Annotated in this window: 16 protein-coding genes; 11 read left to right on the top strand and 5 right to left on the bottom strand. The window is 53.9% G+C overall.

The genetic code is table 11. The annotated features are described in order from the left end of the window. Window positions 1-151: 151 nt before the first annotated feature. Window positions 152-1,522 carry an MFS transporter gene (locus G6R38_RS25815; RefSeq protein WP_166831687.1) on the bottom strand — a complete coding sequence of 457 codons (1,371 nt, stop codon included), beginning with the start codon at window positions 1,520-1,522 and terminating at the stop codon, window positions 152-154. Window positions 1,523-1,904: 382 nt separating this feature from the next. Here G6R38_RS25815 and G6R38_RS25810 point away from each other — a divergent pair, with 382 nt between their 5' ends. Both G6R38_RS25810 and G6R38_RS25805 read left to right on the top strand, forming a co-directional pair. Continuing rightward, window positions 1,905-3,425: an ATP-binding protein gene (locus tag G6R38_RS25810; protein ID WP_166831686.1), complete on the top strand. Its 1,521-nt coding sequence runs from the start codon at window positions 1,905-1,907 to the stop codon at window positions 3,423-3,425. Next, window positions 3,397-4,023: a response regulator transcription factor gene (locus G6R38_RS25805; RefSeq protein WP_166831685.1), complete on the top strand. Its 627-nt coding sequence runs from the start codon at window positions 3,397-3,399 to the stop codon at window positions 4,021-4,023. The genes G6R38_RS25810 and G6R38_RS25805 overlap by 29 nt, the downstream gene beginning before the upstream one ends. Before the next feature lie 107 nt (window positions 4,024-4,130). On the opposite strand, the gene G6R38_RS25800 is transcribed toward G6R38_RS25805, so the two are convergent. Beyond that, window positions 4,131-6,113, bottom strand: a complete 1,983-nt coding sequence (locus G6R38_RS25800) for an alpha/beta hydrolase family protein (protein ID WP_166831684.1) — start codon at window positions 6,111-6,113, stop codon at window positions 4,131-4,133. Between the two features lie 511 nt (window positions 6,114-6,624). On the opposite strand from G6R38_RS25800, the gene G6R38_RS25795 reads away from it, so the two are divergent. The 7 genes from G6R38_RS25795 to G6R38_RS25765 all read left to right on the top strand — a co-directional run bounded on the left by G6R38_RS25795 (window position 6,625) and on the right by G6R38_RS25765 (window position 12,357). Next, entirely contained in the window at window positions 6,625-7,869 is a 1,245-nt protein-coding gene (locus G6R38_RS25795) for an RNA polymerase sigma factor (RefSeq protein ID WP_166831683.1), read from the top strand. 204 nt (window positions 7,870-8,073) lie between these two features. Further along, window positions 8,074-8,979: a YciI family protein gene (locus G6R38_RS25790; RefSeq protein WP_166831682.1), complete on the top strand. Its 906-nt coding sequence runs from the start codon at window positions 8,074-8,076 to the stop codon at window positions 8,977-8,979. A 37-nt stretch (window positions 8,980-9,016) separates the two neighbouring features. Next, window positions 9,017-9,421 (top strand): VOC family protein, encoded by a 405-nt coding sequence (locus tag G6R38_RS25785; RefSeq protein ID WP_166831681.1) that lies wholly within the window; start codon window positions 9,017-9,019, stop codon window positions 9,419-9,421. A 60-nt stretch (window positions 9,422-9,481) separates the two neighbouring features. Next, window positions 9,482-10,327 carry a YciI family protein gene (locus G6R38_RS25780; RefSeq protein WP_166831680.1) on the top strand — a complete coding sequence of 282 codons (846 nt, stop codon included), beginning with the start codon at window positions 9,482-9,484 and terminating at the stop codon, window positions 10,325-10,327. Between the two features lie 63 nt (window positions 10,328-10,390). Then, window positions 10,391-11,209: a YciI family protein gene (locus tag G6R38_RS28175; RefSeq protein WP_166831679.1), complete on the top strand. Its 819-nt coding sequence runs from the start codon at window positions 10,391-10,393 to the stop codon at window positions 11,207-11,209. Between the two features lie 42 nt (window positions 11,210-11,251). Beyond that, window positions 11,252-11,824 carry a DUF1579 domain-containing protein gene (locus tag G6R38_RS25770; RefSeq protein ID WP_206028732.1) on the top strand — a complete coding sequence of 191 codons (573 nt, stop codon included), beginning with the start codon at window positions 11,252-11,254 and terminating at the stop codon, window positions 11,822-11,824. A gap of 65 nt (window positions 11,825-11,889) precedes the next feature. Continuing rightward, window positions 11,890-12,357, top strand: coding sequence for a VOC family protein (locus G6R38_RS25765; RefSeq protein WP_166831678.1), 468 nt, complete (start codon window positions 11,890-11,892; stop codon window positions 12,355-12,357). 83 nt (window positions 12,358-12,440) lie between these two features. Here the strand turns inward: G6R38_RS25765 and G6R38_RS25760 are convergent, their stop codons facing one another. The 3 genes from G6R38_RS25760 to sbnA all read right to left on the bottom strand — a co-directional run bounded on the left by G6R38_RS25760 (window position 12,441) and on the right by sbnA (window position 16,707). Continuing rightward, the gene (locus G6R38_RS25760) at window positions 12,441-13,802 is read right to left on the bottom strand and encodes a Y4yA family PLP-dependent enzyme (RefSeq protein WP_166831677.1); all 1,362 of its coding nucleotides are present in this window, start codon (window positions 13,800-13,802) and stop codon (window positions 12,441-12,443) included. A gap of 95 nt (window positions 13,803-13,897) precedes the next feature. Next, window positions 13,898-15,577, bottom strand: coding sequence for an FAD/NAD(P)-binding protein (locus G6R38_RS25755; protein ID WP_166831676.1), 1,680 nt, complete (start codon window positions 15,575-15,577; stop codon window positions 13,898-13,900). Continuing rightward, complete coding sequence (sbnA, locus tag G6R38_RS25750; protein WP_166831675.1) at window positions 15,577-16,707, bottom strand: 2,3-diaminopropionate biosynthesis protein SbnA; 1,131 nt, start codon at window positions 16,705-16,707, stop codon at window positions 15,577-15,579. The genes G6R38_RS25755 and sbnA overlap by 1 nt, the downstream gene beginning before the upstream one ends. Window positions 16,708-17,433: 726 nt before the next feature. Between sbnA and G6R38_RS25745 the strand changes: the two genes are divergently transcribed. Both G6R38_RS25745 and G6R38_RS25740 read left to right on the top strand, forming a co-directional pair. Next, the gene (locus G6R38_RS25745) at window positions 17,434-18,372 is read left to right on the top strand and encodes a DUF1559 domain-containing protein (protein WP_166831674.1); all 939 of its coding nucleotides are present in this window, start codon (window positions 17,434-17,436) and stop codon (window positions 18,370-18,372) included. Then, complete coding sequence (locus G6R38_RS25740; protein ID WP_166831673.1) at window positions 18,369-18,641, top strand: hypothetical protein; 273 nt, start codon at window positions 18,369-18,371, stop codon at window positions 18,639-18,641. Before G6R38_RS25745 ends, G6R38_RS25740 begins: the two co-directional genes overlap by 4 nt. The last annotated feature ends 4 nt before the right edge of the window (window positions 18,642-18,645 follow it).

Genomic DNA, 18,645 nt, shown 5'->3' with positions numbered 1-18,645 from the left:
CCAGATTCAAACGAGGAATTTAAGTTGTCTACGATGTCGTTCAGATAAAGCAGGTATTCGGTGTGTGGCCCGTTTTGTTGCCGATATGGATTCGCAACATGTGGACCAGAAAATTGAGCGCTTGTCACCCCTTGGTTGGCTCGGGACGACTCTAGGTTGTCACGCTGGCCATACCGACTTCCTGAGGACGGTGTGTTCGAGCAGTGTCGGCGGCGGCTTCAGACTCGGCCGCTTCGCTGAAGTTCACTGCGAATGTCAGGAACGAACAACATGTCACGATCCCGCCGAGGATTAAAAAGGCGGTTGGCCACGTGATCGCACTTGACTTGAACAAGAACCCGGCGGCTACCGCTCCGGCATTCCCACCAGCTCCCACGACTCCCGCAACGGAACCGAGTGCTTTCTTGTTGATGAAGGGCACCACAGAGAACGTGGCTCCTTCACTCATTTGTACGAACAGACTGAAGACGATCAACGATGGAATTGCCAAGGCGATCACGTTCATTTGTGAGAACAAAATCAATGCCAGACCTTCGCAGAACAGCACGAGGAACAACCACTTTACGCGGCCAGAAAGTCCCCAACGTGCTCCAAACTTATCGCCAAAGGCTCCCCCCAGAGTGCGGGCGAAGAGATTCATCAACCCGAACAGACTGGCGACCATCCCGGCTAGCCCGACGGCCTTGACGCTGTCCATCTGTTTGAACTCATCGAAGTAGTCCAAGAAGTACAAGGCGGCAACATTGTTAATGGTCAATTCAATTCCGAAGCACGCACCATAGATGATAAACAAGGCCCAGACACGGTGATCTTTGCAGGCTGCGAGAAAAGAACCCGCGTTGTTTTTCTTCTCGGGTAGCAAGCCTTTTTCACGCAATTCGTTGAAGTTGCCATCCGGAGCATCTTGGGTCAGGAAATAGTAAGCGATACCGACGAGTGCACACATCACGCCTGCGACAAACATCGAGGCTCGCCAACCGGCGGCGGTGCTCAGGCCGACCGTTCCGACAAAGAACGCGAATACCAGCGGCATAACCAACTGGGTCACGCCACCGCCAAGATTTCCCCATCCAGCCGATGTTGCGTTTGCAGTGCCGACGCAGTTTGGAGCGAACATGATGGAAGTGTGATACTGCGTGATCACGAAAGATGCTCCGATTGCTCCAATGGCAATTCGGAAAATCAGAAACGATGTGTAACTGTCGGCAAAACCAATGGCCATGACGGGAATTGATCCGAGCAGCAGCAGTCCGGTGTAGGCTTTTCGCGGCCCGATCTGATCGCATAGCCAACCGATGAACAATCGTGCGAGAACCGTAATCGCCACTGAGCCGATGATGCACCAGCCCACTTGTTCCTGCGTTAGTTGGAGTTCTTCCCGGACCACTTTCATCAGCGGTGCGATGCCGAACCAGGCAAAGAAACAGAGAAAGAATGCGAACCAAGACATATGGAAGGCCCGCATTTGAACCGACTTGAAGTCGAATAGCCGAAGGCGTGTCGCTTTGTTTTGAAAATCCATGTATCTCTTTCCTCAACGTTTGCGGTGGATTTGGAAAACACGTCTCCGGAGCGTGTTGGCACGGAGTCAATGCAGGGAGCATGCCTGTGTGATCCGTTTGACGGAAAACTTCGGACATCCGAAGTCTTTTGATGCCGGATCACCTGAAAATGGCCGGAACTGACGTGCGATTCGCCCTGTTGCTGCGCAAAGTTGCCTGCTCAATGCGCAGCTCTGCGTTCATTCGGGTTACGGAAAAGCGGCTGGATTGCGAGCAAAGTTGGTGTCAGTGCAGGAGTTGAGGCCACGCCATCGGATCGAGGAGATTACCTTCTATCTGGCATGAGATTTTCTACACTACGGAAGGTTTGTAGCTGATTCGATCTTCGGTTTGACGAGCACAATGAGCCCTCGCTCTCTGAAATACACGCCTGAGGAGTTCGGCTCCTCCAATGATCCGTTGCGAACCTTGCAACGCCGATTCGTGGCCGGCATGTTTGCGGTCGGACTATTGGCATTACTGAATCAAGTCGTGCTCCAGCCGTCACTTATTCAGTTAACATCCGATGCTCCGACGATCAATGTCGCCGGTCGTCAACGGATGTTGAGTCAGAAGTTGTCGAAAGCGGCTTTGAAACTGACCGATCAGACGCGGTCTAATGACGATGAAGCGCGAGCTGAATTGCAAACCGCGTTGGCGGATTGGACGGCGGCCCATCGCGGGCTACAGATGGGGGATCGGGAGTTGCAATTGCCTTCCAATGAGAACACGGTCATCGCATCCGTGTTCGTGGAACTCGAACCGCATTTCGCAATGATGCAACAAGCCGCCACGGCGTTGACTGCGTCTGACTTGGACGAATCGACTCGGCAAGAACTCGTCCAAGTGATTCTCGCCGAGGAAGCCCGCTACCTACCGAAGATGCATCAAATTGTCGGATTGTTTGAGGCGGAGTCACGAGAACGAGTTCGTGCGTTGCGGATCGCGGGATGGGCGATCGTGGGAGCGATCTTGCTATTGCTGGTGAGTCTCTCCCGGTTTGCAATTCATCCGGTCATGCAGTTGATCGAAACGCGTGTCGCGGAGCGAACCGCACAATTGCAACACATGAATCGTCAACTCGAACGAGAAATCGCGGACCGAGAATTGGCGGAAAGAAGAACGCGCGAACTCCTCGATCAATTGGCTCACTCGTCGCGACTGAATTCCCTGGGACAAATGGCGTCGAGTCTCGCACACGAATTGAACCAACCACTCGGAGCAATTGTGAATTTCACGGGTGCGGCTCAAACGAATTTGAAGCGGACCCCGCCTCCTATGAATGAAGTGGAAGGCATCCTGGAGAAAATCTCCTCCGCGGGGTTGCGTGCGGGAGCGATCGTGCATCGGCTCCGCAGCTTTATTCGGAAAGATGAGGACACCCGCGAAGTCGTTGCACTGCCAGATTTGATTCGTGAAGTCATCGAACTCTGCGAACCAGAAGCCCGCAAACAAAATGTGCGGATCGTCTTCGACGCAATCACCGAAGATGTCGGTCCACTTACTGTGACCGCCGATGCCATCCAAATTCAGCAAGTCTTGGTCAACCTGATTCAAAACGCCATGCACGCCATGCAGGATGAACCCATCGAGAAACGCCAAGTGCAAATTGCGCTTGCTCGCCAGTTCGATGATGATGAATTGCGAATCGACGTGATTGACCAGGGATGCGGTTTCGACGAAGACTTGAAGGAAGAACTATTCACCCCATTCTATACGACGCGAAGCGAAGGGCTTGGGATGGGACTGGCTATTTGCCGGTCTATCGTGCAAGACCATCAGGGCCGATTCTGGGCGAACTCGGAGCCATCCGGGGGAGCGGTATTCTCTTTGACTTTACCGGTTGTTTCTCAGCATGTACGAGCCGACTGTCTACCTTGTTGATGACGATATCGACATGCGGGAGTCTCTCGAATGTTTGTTACAAGCGTCGGGGATGCAAACGTGTGCCTTTGAGCGAGCTGATCAATTCTTGCATGAGTATTGTCCGGCGCTAATGGGCTGTGTGATCGTCGATTATCAAATGCCTGGCATGACAGGCTTGGAACTGCTCGAACGTATGCAAATCCCCGGCGAGGATGCTTTGCCGGCAATCCTGATGACCGCGTTTGCCGATGTGCCAATTGCGATTTCGGCTATGAAACGCGGAGCAATCGATTTACTTGAGAAGCCGTTTCAGCCGGAAGACCTGATGGCGAAAGTCCAGGAAGCGTTGAGTCGAGACTTACAGCGACAATCAATTCGCTCACAGCAAACTCAACTGGTGAAGAAGTTCGAACGTTTGACGAAACGTGAGAATGAAACGCTTGAACTGCTCAGAGCCGGCCTGCCAAATAAAGCGATCGCTGCAAAGCTGGAAATCACGGAACGCGCGGTGGAAATGCGTCGCGCTCGTATCATGGAAAAAATTGAAGCTCAATCGATCGCAGAACTCTTTGAGGAATTCGCCATCTACCGCAAACTGATCGAACCGGTGGCTTGAGACCGATTGTGTCTATTGCCCAGCTCGATCGAATTAACAATGGTGTTCAATAGAGATCGAACAAAGCGACAAATAACGTGGTTCTCAGTTCCGGCACATGGTACTTGTTATTGGTCTTTTTTTGCTGATGGTTTCTGTAGGTCTGGTAGGTCGTAAAACTTCAGTGCACCATAGACGACTTGATGGATGTGACGAAAGCCTTGGCGACTTGTCATGAGTTCTCGCCACGACGTGAGCCCGCCGACGGTTTGCACATCATCAATGAGGTCTGGTTCTAAGTATCTCGCATGCAATGCGGCGGGCACCGCTTCTCCGGTAGCATGAATCGTAGTTGGTTCTTGCTGCGTCGTTTCAGCCAGCCATCGGGCACTGACTAGCAAATCCTCCGCACGCATTGTCAACCAACTACGCCCCAGCATGTGGCCAATGAACGAATCCGCGCCCGGGAAACGCCAATTGCGAGTGCTGGTTTCGCCTGTGTCTCGAACTTCGACAATCAGAACAGGATGCCCCTTATCATGCCATTCTCGTGCCTGTTCAACGGCGGAGTTCATTCCGTCCCCCGGCGCGATCAGAATCGGCTGATGACTTCCGCCCGGAAAATATAGTGCGGGAAGGACGATCCCAGGCTCGGGACGGATAATGAGTTTCTTTGGGATAGCCGAATTCTTGCTGTGAATGGTTTTGACGAGTGGCCTTGGGAGATCTTCGAGAGATCGAATCCCGGTCACCGTCCGTACCACCTTGGCAGTAAGCGGTGGACGCTTCGCTGCGAGATTCCGCTCGGACTCCGTATACAAGTCGAATACCGATCGCGTGTTCGGCAACCAGCGAACTTGCCCATGCGGTGTGACCTGCAACATTTCTTCGCTGAGGGTCGGAACATTCTCATCTTCAAACACTACCACCTGCCGATGCTGTAACCAGCGAGCCATGAAACGAACCATGCCTTCACGCATGCGTCTGGAAAAACCGTGCTTGTCGTTTGTTTCGAGAATCTCGACACGTTCCGGATGGCCCAGAACCGTATACACACGCTTGGCCTGCCGAAACGCTTCCCATGTTCCTGCGATGGGGACATAGTCGTGTGTGGCGGCGAGGATCAGCGTGGGTTTGGGCGCTCGCGAAAGAATGAAATCGGGGTGATCGAAACCGTCACGGATCTGGGCGTGTAGGTTTTGTTCGGCGTCTCCGGGACCAGGAGACTCGTTCTTGCGTCGATGCGTTGTCATGAAGCATCCCGGGGCAGCGGCGACAATACGTTCATCAAATGCCATTAGGTAGCTTGTCAAATTCCCACCACCGGAGTTCCCTGTGCAACCGATGCGTTTAGCATCGACGTCCGGTCGACTGCAGAGGTAATCAATCGCCCGCATACCATCCCAAACCATCATCGCGGCGATTGATCGACCTAGCAGGATGGGGGCGACACCAATCGGATTATGTTCGTTGCCAGGCTTGATGATCTGATGTGGCTCGTTGCCAATCAACTGACGTCGCTCGCCCTGCCCAAGCGGATCGAAACACAACACGACAAAACCGTTTTTTGCGAGGAGAATGCTCGCTTTCTGATAACTCGTGTACGCTTTTCCGTTGGCGGCATGTCCGCATGGCAGCAAGACGCCGGGAAATGGCCCCTCACCCGCCGGTCGGTAAAGATTTGCGGTCACGTAGAAACCCGGGAGACTTTCGAACAAGACGTGCTCGATCAAGTAGTCGTTACGCTGGAGACGCTTCATGACTTGAGCGTTCAGCGGTCCACGGTCTGGCAGCGGTCCAAACACGCGGGTTAGATACGCTTGCCGTTTTCGCTGATAGGCTGCGATCGCATCTGGCGAAGCCAATGCGGCTTCCAATTCCTTCAGACGTGTATCGAGTGCAGCGTGAACTTGAGGTCGCTGATACGCCCGCATCATCTGTTGTTCTTTGTCCGCATTAAAGTCGGCTGGTAAGACTCGGTAATCCGTCTTGTCCTGAGCCCATAGATCAACGGTGATGACAAAACCAACAATGACGAACACCACTAACATGTTCCCAATATGGGCCATGCGGAAATCGCGTTTGCACAAATTGATAGAGTCAAGTTGCATGCATTTGCCCATAATACCTGCGTTTGATTCCCGCATAGTCAATTCCCAAATGAGTTCAATAGGGCCGTGGTCTTCGAATCCAACAACCTCTGACAGAGGCCCCTTTTGAATTGCGATGGTTGTCCGCAACGATTCCTTCGATGACTACAGTCTCAATCTCTGCCAGTTCTGGATTGACCCTTTGTAGCCGAGATCGATTTTCCACGTAAAACATTCGAGGGGGGAATTTACCCGTCGTGAATGGTCGGCTCTGAGTCCTTGTCGTTGAGGTCGCGGGTTTGTTGCCCAAACAGTTTATGACTCCGTTGTTCTTCGCTGGGGATTGTCGTTTACAGTTTGGCCATGTTTTCGTTATTCAGGGGGCTGATTCATCACTTGAATGAATCCGGCTGGACAATCTCCTCGTTTGAAGATTGAACATCGGAGACGAGTTGTGATTGATGCCGTTGAGCATAACACGAGCGATGCTTGTTTCTCGATCCCCATGGACGATTTGTGTGGACTGCCCTAAATGAGTGAGCTAGCGGCCGCGATTGACGAAATTTATCGCACACAGTCTCGCCGTGTGTTTGCAACGCTTGTCCGGTTGCTCAACGATTTTGACTTGGCCGAAGAGGCGATGCATGAGGCGTTTGCTTCCGCAGTCGACCAGTGGCAGCGGGATGGCATTCCCGCCAATCCACGAGCATGGCTGATTTCCACGGGGCGGTTCAAAGCGATCGACGCAATTCGACGGCATAGCCGGTTCGCCGAACGGCAGCGGGAAGTTCTGGCGAGACTGGAAGACATCAGCGATGCGAACCGTCAGCGTGAGGAGCAAGACATCGAAGACGATCGACTCCGGTTGATCTTCACTTGTTGCCATCCTGCGATTGACCCCAAGGTACAGGTGCCACTTACGTTACGTGAAGTATGTGGATTGACGACGGAAGAGATTGCTCATGCCTTCCTCGTGCCGCCCGCGACAATGGCACAACGAATTGTGCGTGGCAAAGCCAAAATCCGTGACGCTGGGATTCCGTTCGTGATTCCGTCGCACGCCGATCTGCCCGATCGCCTGGATGCCGTACTCGCGGTGATCTATCTGTTCTTCAACGAAGGCTACTCGGCATCGGCCGGTGCATCACTGACTCGCTCGGACTTGTCGAGTGAAGCCATTCGCTTGGCCCGGCTGATTTCGGAACTGCTACCTGATCCGGAAGTAATTGGACTCCTGGCCCTGATGTTACTGCATGAGTCCCGCCGTACTGCCAGGATGTCGGATCAGGGGGATATCATTCTGCTGGAAGATCAAGACCGCTCACAGTGGGATCAGGAATTGATCGCTGAAGGACAGCAACTTGTCGAACGGTCTCTCCGTTCCGGCCGGATTGGGGTCTACACGATTCAGGCGGCGATATCGGCCGTGCATGCAGATGCCGCTTCTGCAGAAGCGACCGACTGGTCTCAAATTGTTGCCCTTTACGATGTCCTGTTGCGAGTCCATGCCTCGCCGGTTGTCGAATTGAATCGGGCCGTGGCTGTCGCCATGCAGCGTGGGCCCGCCGCCGGTTTGGAGGTGATTGATACAATTCTCGCCCGTGGCGAATTGGTGCGGTACCACCTCGCCCATGCGGCACGAGCCGACCTTCTACGTCGACTCGGTCAGATTCCAGAGGCAATCGACGCGTACAAAACCGCCCTCACGCTCACCGACCAAGAACCAGAACGGCGGTTCCTGTCCCATCGTTTAGCGGAACTATCGGCCACCCCCTGAAACCGCTTTTACGAAAGCGTGGGGATTGATTGGCTAACTCATAAGTCATTAGCCGTCAGCGGCTTATGGAGTGTGTTGGATAATTCCGCAAATTTTTTTGACAGCGGGTGTCGATTGCAGTCAGCTTCGTTCGACCACTTCATGAAAGTCGGTTCAACTCAGTGAGGCAACCGACGCATTACGTCACAAACGCTGGGAACCGCAATGAGATTTATTTGCCTGGGATACGTTGATGAGTCGAGCTGGGAAGGCAAATCCGAGGTGGAACGGCAGCAGCTGATATCAAAGTGTTTTGACTTCGATGATGAGTTGAGAGCGGGTGGGCATATGCTCGGCGGCGAGGCCCTTGGTTCGGCTCACGAAGCAGTAACACTGCGGACGAAGAATGGATTCGTTGACATCACGGACGGGCCGTACGCGGAAACGAAAGAGGCTCTCGGCGGAATTCTGCTGTTGGAAGCACGTGATTTGAATCACGCTATTGCTCTGATGTCGAAGCATCCAGGCGTCACCATCGGACCGTTCGAGATTCGAGCCGCCGACGAGCAGATCAATGCAATGGCTGCGGAGCGACAAGCGGCCGCCGTTCGGAACATTGAGCAGATCGAACAGCCGTCAAGTCAAATGCTTCGGGAGGCTTTGGAGTTCAGCTATAAATGGATTAAGCCACTCGCGGACGACTTAGCCGACGCACCGATGACGTCTCCAACTCCGACCCCGGGAAATCATCCGGTTTGGATCATGGGGCATCTGGTGTATTCCAGCGCGGGGCTGCTGGCGATGATCAGCGGCGAAGCAAGTCCCTATGAGCACTGGAAAGATCACTTTGCTGGTGGAACCCAACCCCGACCCGACGCAGCGAGCTATCCCGATTATGCGGAAATTTTGCAAGCGTATGACGCAACCCATCAAACGGCACTCGGACTTCTCGAAACAGTGATCGAGACCGGTCTGAATGAGCCACCGCCCGCCGTCTGGGACAGCGTGCGGGACGACCCGTCGTTTCAAACTATCGGCAAGCTATTTCTGTTTATCTCCATGCACGAAATGTCGCATCGGGGGCAGTTGGCCGACACGCGACGAGTTTTGGGACGCAAGCCGTTTGCGTAAGTCTTACCGACAATCATCAATCTTCTGGAAGTCATTCATGAGCAAAAGCATTTTCGTCAATCTTCCTGTGATCGACCTGCAGAAATCGAAGACGTTTTACGAGGTGTTGGGATTTCAGAACAATCCCCAATTCTCTGATGAAACAGCCGCTTGCATGGTTTGGAGCGACGCAATTTACGTCATGCTGCTGACGCATGAAAAGTGGCGGACATTCACAGAGCGTCCGATTCCACCCACCAACTCGAGTGAAGTGATGCTAGCACTCACCTGCGAGAATCGCGAAAACGTCGACAATCTCAATAGGCTTGCAAACGAGAATGGAGGAACTTCCGACATCAATCGGTCGCAAGATCACGGCTTCATGTACAGCCGAGCAATCGGCGATCCGGATGGCCATGTCTGGGAGTTGTTCTGGATGGATCCTGCAGCCATCCAGTCGTAAACCCAGCAAGCAGGAACGTGACCACAATAACAAAACTCCGAATCGACGAGGACAATTCCTATGAGAGTGATGGTGATCGTGAAAGCATCCCCCAGTTCCGAAGCGGGGGAGATGCCGAGTGAGCAGTTGCTAACCGAGATGGGCCAATTCAACGAGGAGTTGGTCGAAGCGGGCATTATGCAGGCCGGCGACGGACTCAAGCCGAGTTCCGAGGGCGTTCGAGTGCACTTCAGCGGCTCCGGACGGACAGTTCACGATGGTCCCTTCGCGGAGACGAAGGAATTGATTGCGGGGTACTGGTTGTGGGAAGTCGAGTCGATGCAGGAGGCGATCGATTGGGCCAAGCGTTGCCCCAATCCGATGATGGAAGATTCGGATATCGAAATTCGTCCTCTGTTTGAGTCGGCCGACTTCGGTGAAGAACTGACACCAGAACTCCGTGAGCAAGAGAACCAATTGCAAACCGACATCGCCATGCGAGCGGCGACGGTTCAAACCTATTTATTTTTCAACGGACGCTGCGAGGAGGCGTTGGAGTTCTACAAGACGGCCGTCGGTGCGAAAATTGGAATGGTGATGCGTTTCAACGAAAGCCCCGAACCGATGCCACAAGATATGATTCCGCCTGGCTTCGAAGACAAGGTCATGCACTGTGCATTTACAATCGGTCAGACAACTGTGATGGCGTCGGACCATCCGGCAGACGTGCCGCAGTTCGGTGCCTTCCGGCTTGCTTTGACCGTCCCCTCTAGAGCAGATGCCGACCGCGTGTTCGATGCACTCGCCAAAGGGGGCAAGGTCGACATGCCGCTGAGCGAGACCTTCTGGTCCCCGCATTATGGAATGCTCACCGACAAATTCGGCATTGGCTGGATGGTAATGGTTTGCGGTGAAAACAGTTGCTAGCAATCAAGAACTCTCGGACATAATACTGAGTCGGGTCACAACTACCAACCGGAGCAAACGCTGATGAAATACATGCTGCTGATCTACGGAGCCGAGGATTGCTGGACGGAAAATGAGCGTACAGAATGTATGCTGGAATCGATGCGTATCTGCGACGAACTCGATGCCGAGGGAAAGTGGATCGCTTCGTCACCTCTGCACTCGGTCACGACTGCAACCTGTGTGCAAGTTCGCGATGGGCAACGTCAGGTGACGGACGGCCCTTTCGCGGAGACCACCGAACAGCTTGGCGGTTATTACGTCATCGACGTTTCCAGTGAAGACGAGGCAATTGCAATCGCTAGCCGACTCCCACCGGCAAAGAAGGGGACAGTTGAAGTTCGACCGTTGCTACCACTGCCCGATTCCTTGGCACTTCCAAAGGGGGACAACAACTCGCTGGCGACCACCGACGGAAACACAACCAAAGACTATATTCTGCTAATATACTCTCAAGAAGGCGTTTGGCCGCCTGAAGAACATGCACGTGCGTTGGCGGAATCGATTGAGCTATGTCATCAACTCGATGCAGACGGACAATACATGGCAGCTGCTCCACTACAGTCACCAGCAACTGCGAAGAGCGTGCGGGTCCGGAAGGGAGACCAAGTTGTTGTCGATGGTCCATTTCCGGAGACAAAAGAACAACTAGCCGGCTATTTTCTGATCCGTGTCGCCAACTTAGACGAAGCGATCGCAATCGCCGCCCGCATTCCCGGAACACGGCGAGGAACGACAGAAATCCGCCCCCTGTTTCCATTACCGGAACAGCCGCCGACAGAGACCGAACTCACAACCACTGCTGAGTCAAACGCTACTCAAAACGATTCCATCAATGCGTGATCAAGCAACGCCGAATTCTCCATTGAAAAGAGGACTTCAATAATGATGCCAACCAAACAGTCACTGTTCGCCCTGACAATGTTAACACTCCTTAGCGGAACGGCCATCGCACAAGAGCAACCCGAGTTCCCTGGCCCGACGAAAGAGCATCAATGGCTCAAGAAGTTTGTTGGAGAATGGTCAATGACGTCCAAAGCAACGATGGGCCCAGACCAACAGCCGATCGAATGCAGCGGCACGATGCAGGCTCGCATGATTGGCGAGTTTTGGGTGGTCAACGAAATGAAGAGCACTTCGCAAGGAATGACGGGGAAGGGCTTGCAGACCATTGGCTATGATCCCGACAAAAAGAAGTACGTTGGAACGTGGGTCGATTCGATGACAAACCACATCTGGATCTACGAGGGCACCGTTGACGAAACCGGCAAGAAAATCACACTCGAAGCGGTCGGCCCCAATATCTTTGCTGATGGCAAGCTCAATAAGTTCCGCGACTCTTACGAATTTCAGTCGCCGGACGTCATGATCGTAACATCTTCCATGCTGAACGACGATGGCAAATGGGTTCCATTCATGACAGGCACGTCTCGACGGAAGAAACCCGAAGATAAATAAGCCACGCCCATCTCAGTGCGATTGTGAATCGTGTTCTGATCACCCTCTCTCAAGAATTTCGCGACATGCAATTCCAAAATAAAATCACTCCGTTCCTCGGATTCAATCACGAAGCCAAAGACGCGGCTGAATTCTATGTGTCGATCCTGCCCGAGTCGAAGATTCTTCGAGTGATCGAGAATCCCCATACGAGTGATGTCATGACGGTGGAATTCGAGTTGGCCGGACTGACATTCGTGGCATTGAACACAGGGCAGCCGGACTGGAAGTTTACCGAGGCGTTCTCGTTGGCCATCAGTTGCGAAACTCAAGAGGAGATTGACGAACTGTGGGGCCAACTGCTTGAAGGCGGCGAGGAGATGGCGTGTGGCTGGCTGAAAGACAAGTTTGGCGTCCGCTGGCAAATCGTCCCACGAGCAATTGGACAGATGATCGGCGACGCCGACCCAACTCGCGGCAAACGCGTCTTCGATGCGATGTGTCAGATGATCAAGTTCGACATTGAGAAACTTCAAGCCGCCTATGATGGATAACTCTTAATCGACGGTATCTCGTTCACCAGATACCGTGGGGCAGCTTCTCAACAGGCTCGTCTTTTTTTGTTCTCACTCAACAACTACCGGTCAATTCGATCGAGCGTCACATCACCGGTTCCATCAAGGGATACATTCTTGGCCAACGGGAACTGGTGCGAACGGCTTTCGAGAAAGTGCATGAAGTAGCCCGCGGTGTTCGGAAACACGACCAGATCGCCAATCGCGACTCCTTCGGAAAACTGGAGGTTTCGCAAGGACAATAGTTCCGACTCTGTGCAATACGCACCGACAAGATAGCCGTTCATCGCATTGCTTCGATCGGCGGTGGGATGTGGTATGAGTAGCGGATCGACAAGAAAGTCGTCGCTACTCGTTCGACACTGCGTGCGGTTCATAGCCAGTCCGATGAACCAATCGCCAGACGTGTGCCGCTTGCGAAACACAACACGGGCGACAGTCATGCCGCAGCCATCAAGGACGCTCCGACCCGGTTCAGAGCGGAGTTGCAATGCACGATCGGCGAGCGCCTTTGCGATTGTGCTTTCCTCATAAGACGCATCGAGAATCCGGCCAAGCCAATCGGTTTGAACGGGACGTTGATAGTATGGGTAGGTGTTTCGTCGGCCATGGACCTCGCCGTTGACAACGGTGAATCCCAGCCCGTGATTGCGATACGTGATCGGTGTGTGTCGTCCAAGCAACGCTTCACGATGGGCGTTTTGGAAGGCGGTCCATTGCGTCTCGTCATCAAGGTACGACATGGGAATGCCGCCACCGATATCGAGGAACCGAATGTCGTGCCCGTGTGATCGCAGTTGGTCAATCAGCGGGAGACATTGTCGAATTGCCGATATGCGTTGGTCAGCGGAATATCCATCAAGATGAAAATGGAGGCCATCGAGCGTGACCAGACCGTCGGAGAAATTCTGGCTATGAATCGCCAGAAAGTCGAGCAGCTGGTGAATATCGATGCCGAACCGTGAGTGCAGTGTGTTGCCTTCATGGTCGAAGCCGCTGACTCGAAGGGCGATTGACGTCGGCCGTTCTCCGTTTGTCATCGGCTGGAGTTGCTGAAATTCGTCGGCGTTGTCGATCGCGATCGTGACTCGGTTGTGGACGCACTCAGCCAACAGGTCATTCGTCTTGATCGCGGCCGTGCATATTACATCCGAGCCGGTGATTCCACTCCCGACCACTTGTTGCAATTCCGGAAGACTGGCCACATCGATCCCAGTGCCGCAAGAAGCAGCAGCATCGACGAAGCTAAGGCACTTGTTGGCTTTTCGAGCGAAGTAAACACGAAAATCGATGCCCCGGCTTTGCGCCGTCGCAGTGAGTTCGTCGATGTTCCGCACGAGAGGTGCCGTGTTGATTATGTTTAATGGCGAACCATATTCCTCGACCCATTCGTGGAGATTTGGGCCGATGAGGGTTTCGGTCATCCATGGTTCCAGACGGGCATCCAAGGGAACAACGCCCCGGCAGTTCGTACGGAGATCCATTGTCTGATTCGAATGGGTGATTGTTGCTGTCTTCGTCATGAGTTTGTCTTGACCTTGGCGACCACTTCCGTGGCCCAGTTCTGAATGTGCGGTTGCAGTCGGCGACTCAGCGTGTCGTTGCCAAGCACGCAGCCCTCGGTAACCCGACCAAAGATGGCAATATCTTTCCACGTTTCACCTGAGGCGGACCGTGGACGACCGGCCCTTTCGATTTCGATGCCCGTCAATTGGTTGAGCCGACGGAGTCGCCCGCGTTTAACTTCTTTCGCGAGTGGCCCACCTGGAGCTAAGTCGGTCGGTGCTGGTAGGACAGCGTTCACGACGACATCGATATCGGCTCGACCAACGATGGATTCCTTGGGATCGGCGATATCGCTCAGATCGATCATTTCCGCTTCGATCAATGCCATGATCCGAGCTAAATTCTCGGCCGGTGGTCCATAGGCGATTCGTTCCATCTCCACAGCAATCGGCCGAAATCTTTCCCATGCCCCCGCGGTTAGCCCACCGTGGCTGACAACGTTCACCAGGACGGGATAAAGCTGTCGCCATGTTTCTGCCAGTGCCCACGCAGGAGTGACCGGTGATTTGCCATAAGCGACGGCAATCGACTGTCGCATCTCGACCAACGCACGCCGTGCTGCGAACCGAGTCGATCGCCAATCATTCCACCACTGGAATACGCAGGCGTCGATCCTCGTTTTGTCGAGAACTCGCTGTGCTGTGTCGAGAATCGGTTGCCAGATTCGCTCGTGGAAATGGGCCTTGTCAATTGGTAACAGTGTGTGTTGGAGGGAGTCGCGGCCTGCTTCCCAGATTTCATCGACTTTGTTCGAGACTTGAACCAGTGATGGAATCGGCTTGGCCAACATCGGACGCCCTGTACGAGAGAACGGAGAGATCACCCGCGGTTCATCTCCGGAAGAATGATACACGAAACCGTTGAGCGATCGTTGAAAGCGACCGCCTCGGCCTTCCGTCAACGACAAAGCGGCATCGATTGCTGTGAGTCCGAAACCACGGACAGCCACGGAGCAATTGGGCGGAACTTTCTCGGGCGTCAATTGCTCTTGGACCGGAAACACACTTTCAATGTGTTGGTCGGAACGGCGACCCGGATTCCTTTGGCATTTTCCGGCCCGCCAACCCTCATGTCCGACGGTCAGCACGACTTCGTCAACGTCGACAGACTCATTCGATGACTGGACACGCCATGAGGTGCCAATACGCTCAATGTCAGTGATCTTCTCCCGGTGAAGCGTGATCGTCGCGTATTGATCAATTACCCGCAACACCTGTCGATAACAATCGTGCAAGTATTCGCCCACAATCGAACGCGGTGCGTATCCCTCCGGAGCGGCGTATTCGGGATCGTGAATCGCAAGCCAATCAACAAGGTTGAGCTGGTCCCGCGTGCGGACTTCATCATCAATCCATGCATCGATGCGTTGAGATGCAAAGTTCATTCGCAGTATGCGTGGTTGATCGACTGCATAAACATTCCCGGCCCCGGGATGCGGGCTTGGTTCAAAGATTGTGATGTCAAAGAGTCTTGGTGCTATCGCATCGGATGAAACCCGGGCTAAGGTCCGACTCAGTGCATCGAGACAATAGAGTCCACGTGGTCCACAACCGATCAAAGCAAGACGGTAGGGCTTGCGGTGAAACAAGTTGGACCTGTAAGTGTCAGACGTAGCGGTTTGACGAAGCTCCATTACGATGCCACCGCCGAGAGTTCTTCTGCCTGATGTTCGCTTTCACGAATCGTAAGCGTGTTGATGTCGACCGGACCCACACGACCTTGGCTGGCGTTGACGCGTCGCTTAATTTCTTCAGCCGGAACCCCAATGGTTGCTTGCACCCAGTCGTCGTTGAAAACGGTGTCGAGGTACCGCGTGCCGGAATCGTGTAAGATGGCTGCACATCGTTTTCCCGCCAAACGTTCTTGGAGGGATCGCACTGTCTCTAACACACCGCCCGCCGAACCGCCGAGCAACACCGCTTCTCGCTGAGCCGCCCGACGACAACCAACAACGCAGTCAAGATCCGACACGCGGACGATGCGAGCAAATGTCTGGTCTCGCGCCAACGACGGTTCGTGTCCCGCTCCAAGACCGGGAATCTTTCGTTGCCCCGGTTTTCCACCAAACAAAACGCTCCCGACAGCGTCCACAGCCACCACCCGAGTTCTGCGACCTCGGGACTGCAAGTAGTTTCGACAGCCTTGAGCCGTCCCCGTACTGCTTGTTGCGACGAATAGGTAATCGACGTCACCATCAAGGGCCTCGTCAATTTCACGAATTGTCCCCAGCTCGTGAGAAATCGGATTCTGCAAGTTCGCGTACTGATTCGGCCAATAACTATTAGGAATCGTCTTCAACAGTTTCCGAACTCGTCGCAATCGTGCGGCGAGAAAATCACCGTGGTGAGGATTCGTCACCAGTTCGATTTCCGCGCCGAGAGCCCGCATGATCGCGATGTTCTGCGATTGAGCATTGGGATCGACCACACAAATCATTCGGAGTCCATGAAATCGGCAAGCCTGTGCCAACCCGATTCCCATGTTGCCAGACGATGATTCGATGATAGTCGTCAGAGGACCGACTTCGCCGCGTTCAATCGCCGTTGTCAACATCTGACGTGCAGGCCGGTCCTTCGCGCTCCCGCCAGGATTGCCATATTCGAGCTTGGCATACAGTTGAATATCGTCTCGATCGAGATAGCGGCGAAATTGAACGAGCGGCGTGTCTCCAATGGCATCGAGAACACCGTCAGTCACTCGCCCACGAGCCGAGATTCGGTCGGGATTTTGGGAATTATTTGGTTTGCAGATAGAAGTCTGCATTGAGTTTCGCCTCCGCCGTGGACCGGCATCGTGTTCAATTCTTTGAAGCATAGCGAATCCCAACAATGCAGATCGCGTGCCGGTCACGATGCGAGTATGTTGAAGCAACCCTAGAGTGCGTTTAGAGCCAACACCTCGGCTAAAAGAGTCGACGAGTCGCTCGATAGTTGACGCAATTGCGACCACCGCGGTTGTCCCGCGATCACGTGAACCACTCCACGCCCGCTTGATTCACAGCCCCGTCGCCGTCTTCTCGAAGCGTCTGCTGACCAGCCAGTTCGAGACGTTTTTTGCTCCGCTTTGCTAGCGTGATTCGAGTGTCTCGGTCAGTCGAAGCGTCGCGGGTGATGGCGGAAGTGTGGCAGTGAGATTCTTCTGGCGATTGTCTCGTCGCGATGTTCCGAGAAGTGCACAGTGGACTAATTCGCGGGTCCGGGAACGTTCTGATGTCATCGAGGTTCAGCCGCTCCGACTCGCTGAACTGGCGTGTTCATGCGAATAGAGAGTTTCGCGAGCCCGAGTGACTTTTCGATCGCGATAATTTTTTTGAGGAGTTCGTTGACATCGACATCGATGCCTGTAGTCTATTGAGACTGAATCTCAGTATTGTTAGCGACCTCGGTATAGCCAGCGAGCCATTTCAGCCAGCCAGCCAAGCGAGACCTTGCGAATTCGTGTTGTTTCGGACAACGAATGTTTCTCATTGGTCGAAAAAGGACTGCTGGAATGAAAGTTCATCCCGCCCCATCCGCGGCTTCTCGCCGGGGATTTACCCTGATCGAATTGCTGGTCGTCATTGCGATCATCGCCATTCTGATTGCCCTCCTCCTGCCTGCTGTACAACAAGCGCGTGAGGCCGCCCGCCGGACGCAATGCAAGAACAACGTCAAGCAAATCGTGTTGGCCACGCACAACTTCCATGACACCCATGGAAAACTGCCCTATGCTGTTCGTGATCGCGAAGAAGGTGACGATGGCGACACCTGGGCCACCGGATTCATTCAGATCTTGCCGTTCATCGAAAGTGATGCCATCGCCCAGAAATGGGATCCCGATGAACCGCGAAACAGCACGGTCGATTCCGACGGCGACGGTTATACAAATCACTCGCTACAGAGCCTGAAGATTCCGACGTTGCTCTGTCCGACCATGACGGAGCCAACGGGACCGCTCGGGCCATCCGGGGAAAACCGAGCCCCATGCAGCTATCTTTTCAGTGCCGGGACTCAAGATGTAAGCTCGCTGCACTATGGTGCCTATTCGCCGAGTGGCGTCCCGGCTTACGACGGTGCGGTTGTCCCGTACATCACCAACAGCTCGACGGATCCGAATCGGCGTCGCACCAAGTTTCGCGACATTACCGATGGGCTATCCAACACGTTTTTGCTTGGTGAGACCGACTTCGCACCACAGGGAGTTCCTTCGACGAGTATGGGGGGCGTTTGGGCGTACGGGTATATTGGCTATTCCTGGGGAACCACGCACAACAAGTTCAACAATCACAACAATACATCTGCGGTGTATGGTGCCTTCCGAAGCCAACATCCGGGTGGTGCCCACTTTGCGTTGAGCGATGGTAGCGTGCGATTCTTCGCCGAAAACACCGACGCAGCGATTCTCGATGCTCACGCAACCCGAGGCGGGGGCGAGGTGATTGCACAATGATTCGCCTTGCATCAATATTGTTAAGTGGCGTGGCCTTGATCGTCGGTTGTGGAGGCGAGGCCGTTGAGCAAACTGACGGACCGCCGCCGCCACTTACGATCGAAGCTTGGAAAGAGTTACCCATCCAAGAAAAATACGATGGGGCCACTTTCGAGCGTCTTAAAGATGCCGACCCCAAACTGAAATCGGAGCGGGCCTGGCACAAGTTCATGCGTGAAGTTGTGATCCCGGAACGCAATATTGATATTCCGCAGACGCCTGGTTCCTAGCCGT

Source organism: Thalassoroseus pseudoceratinae, from assembly GCF_011634775.1.
In the GTDB taxonomy this organism is placed as follows: Bacteria; Planctomycetota; Planctomycetia; order Planctomycetales; family Planctomycetaceae; genus Thalassoroseus; species Thalassoroseus pseudoceratinae.
The sequence above is the reverse complement of the archived record's forward strand: the minus strand, read 5'-3'. Positions and strand labels throughout refer to the sequence as shown.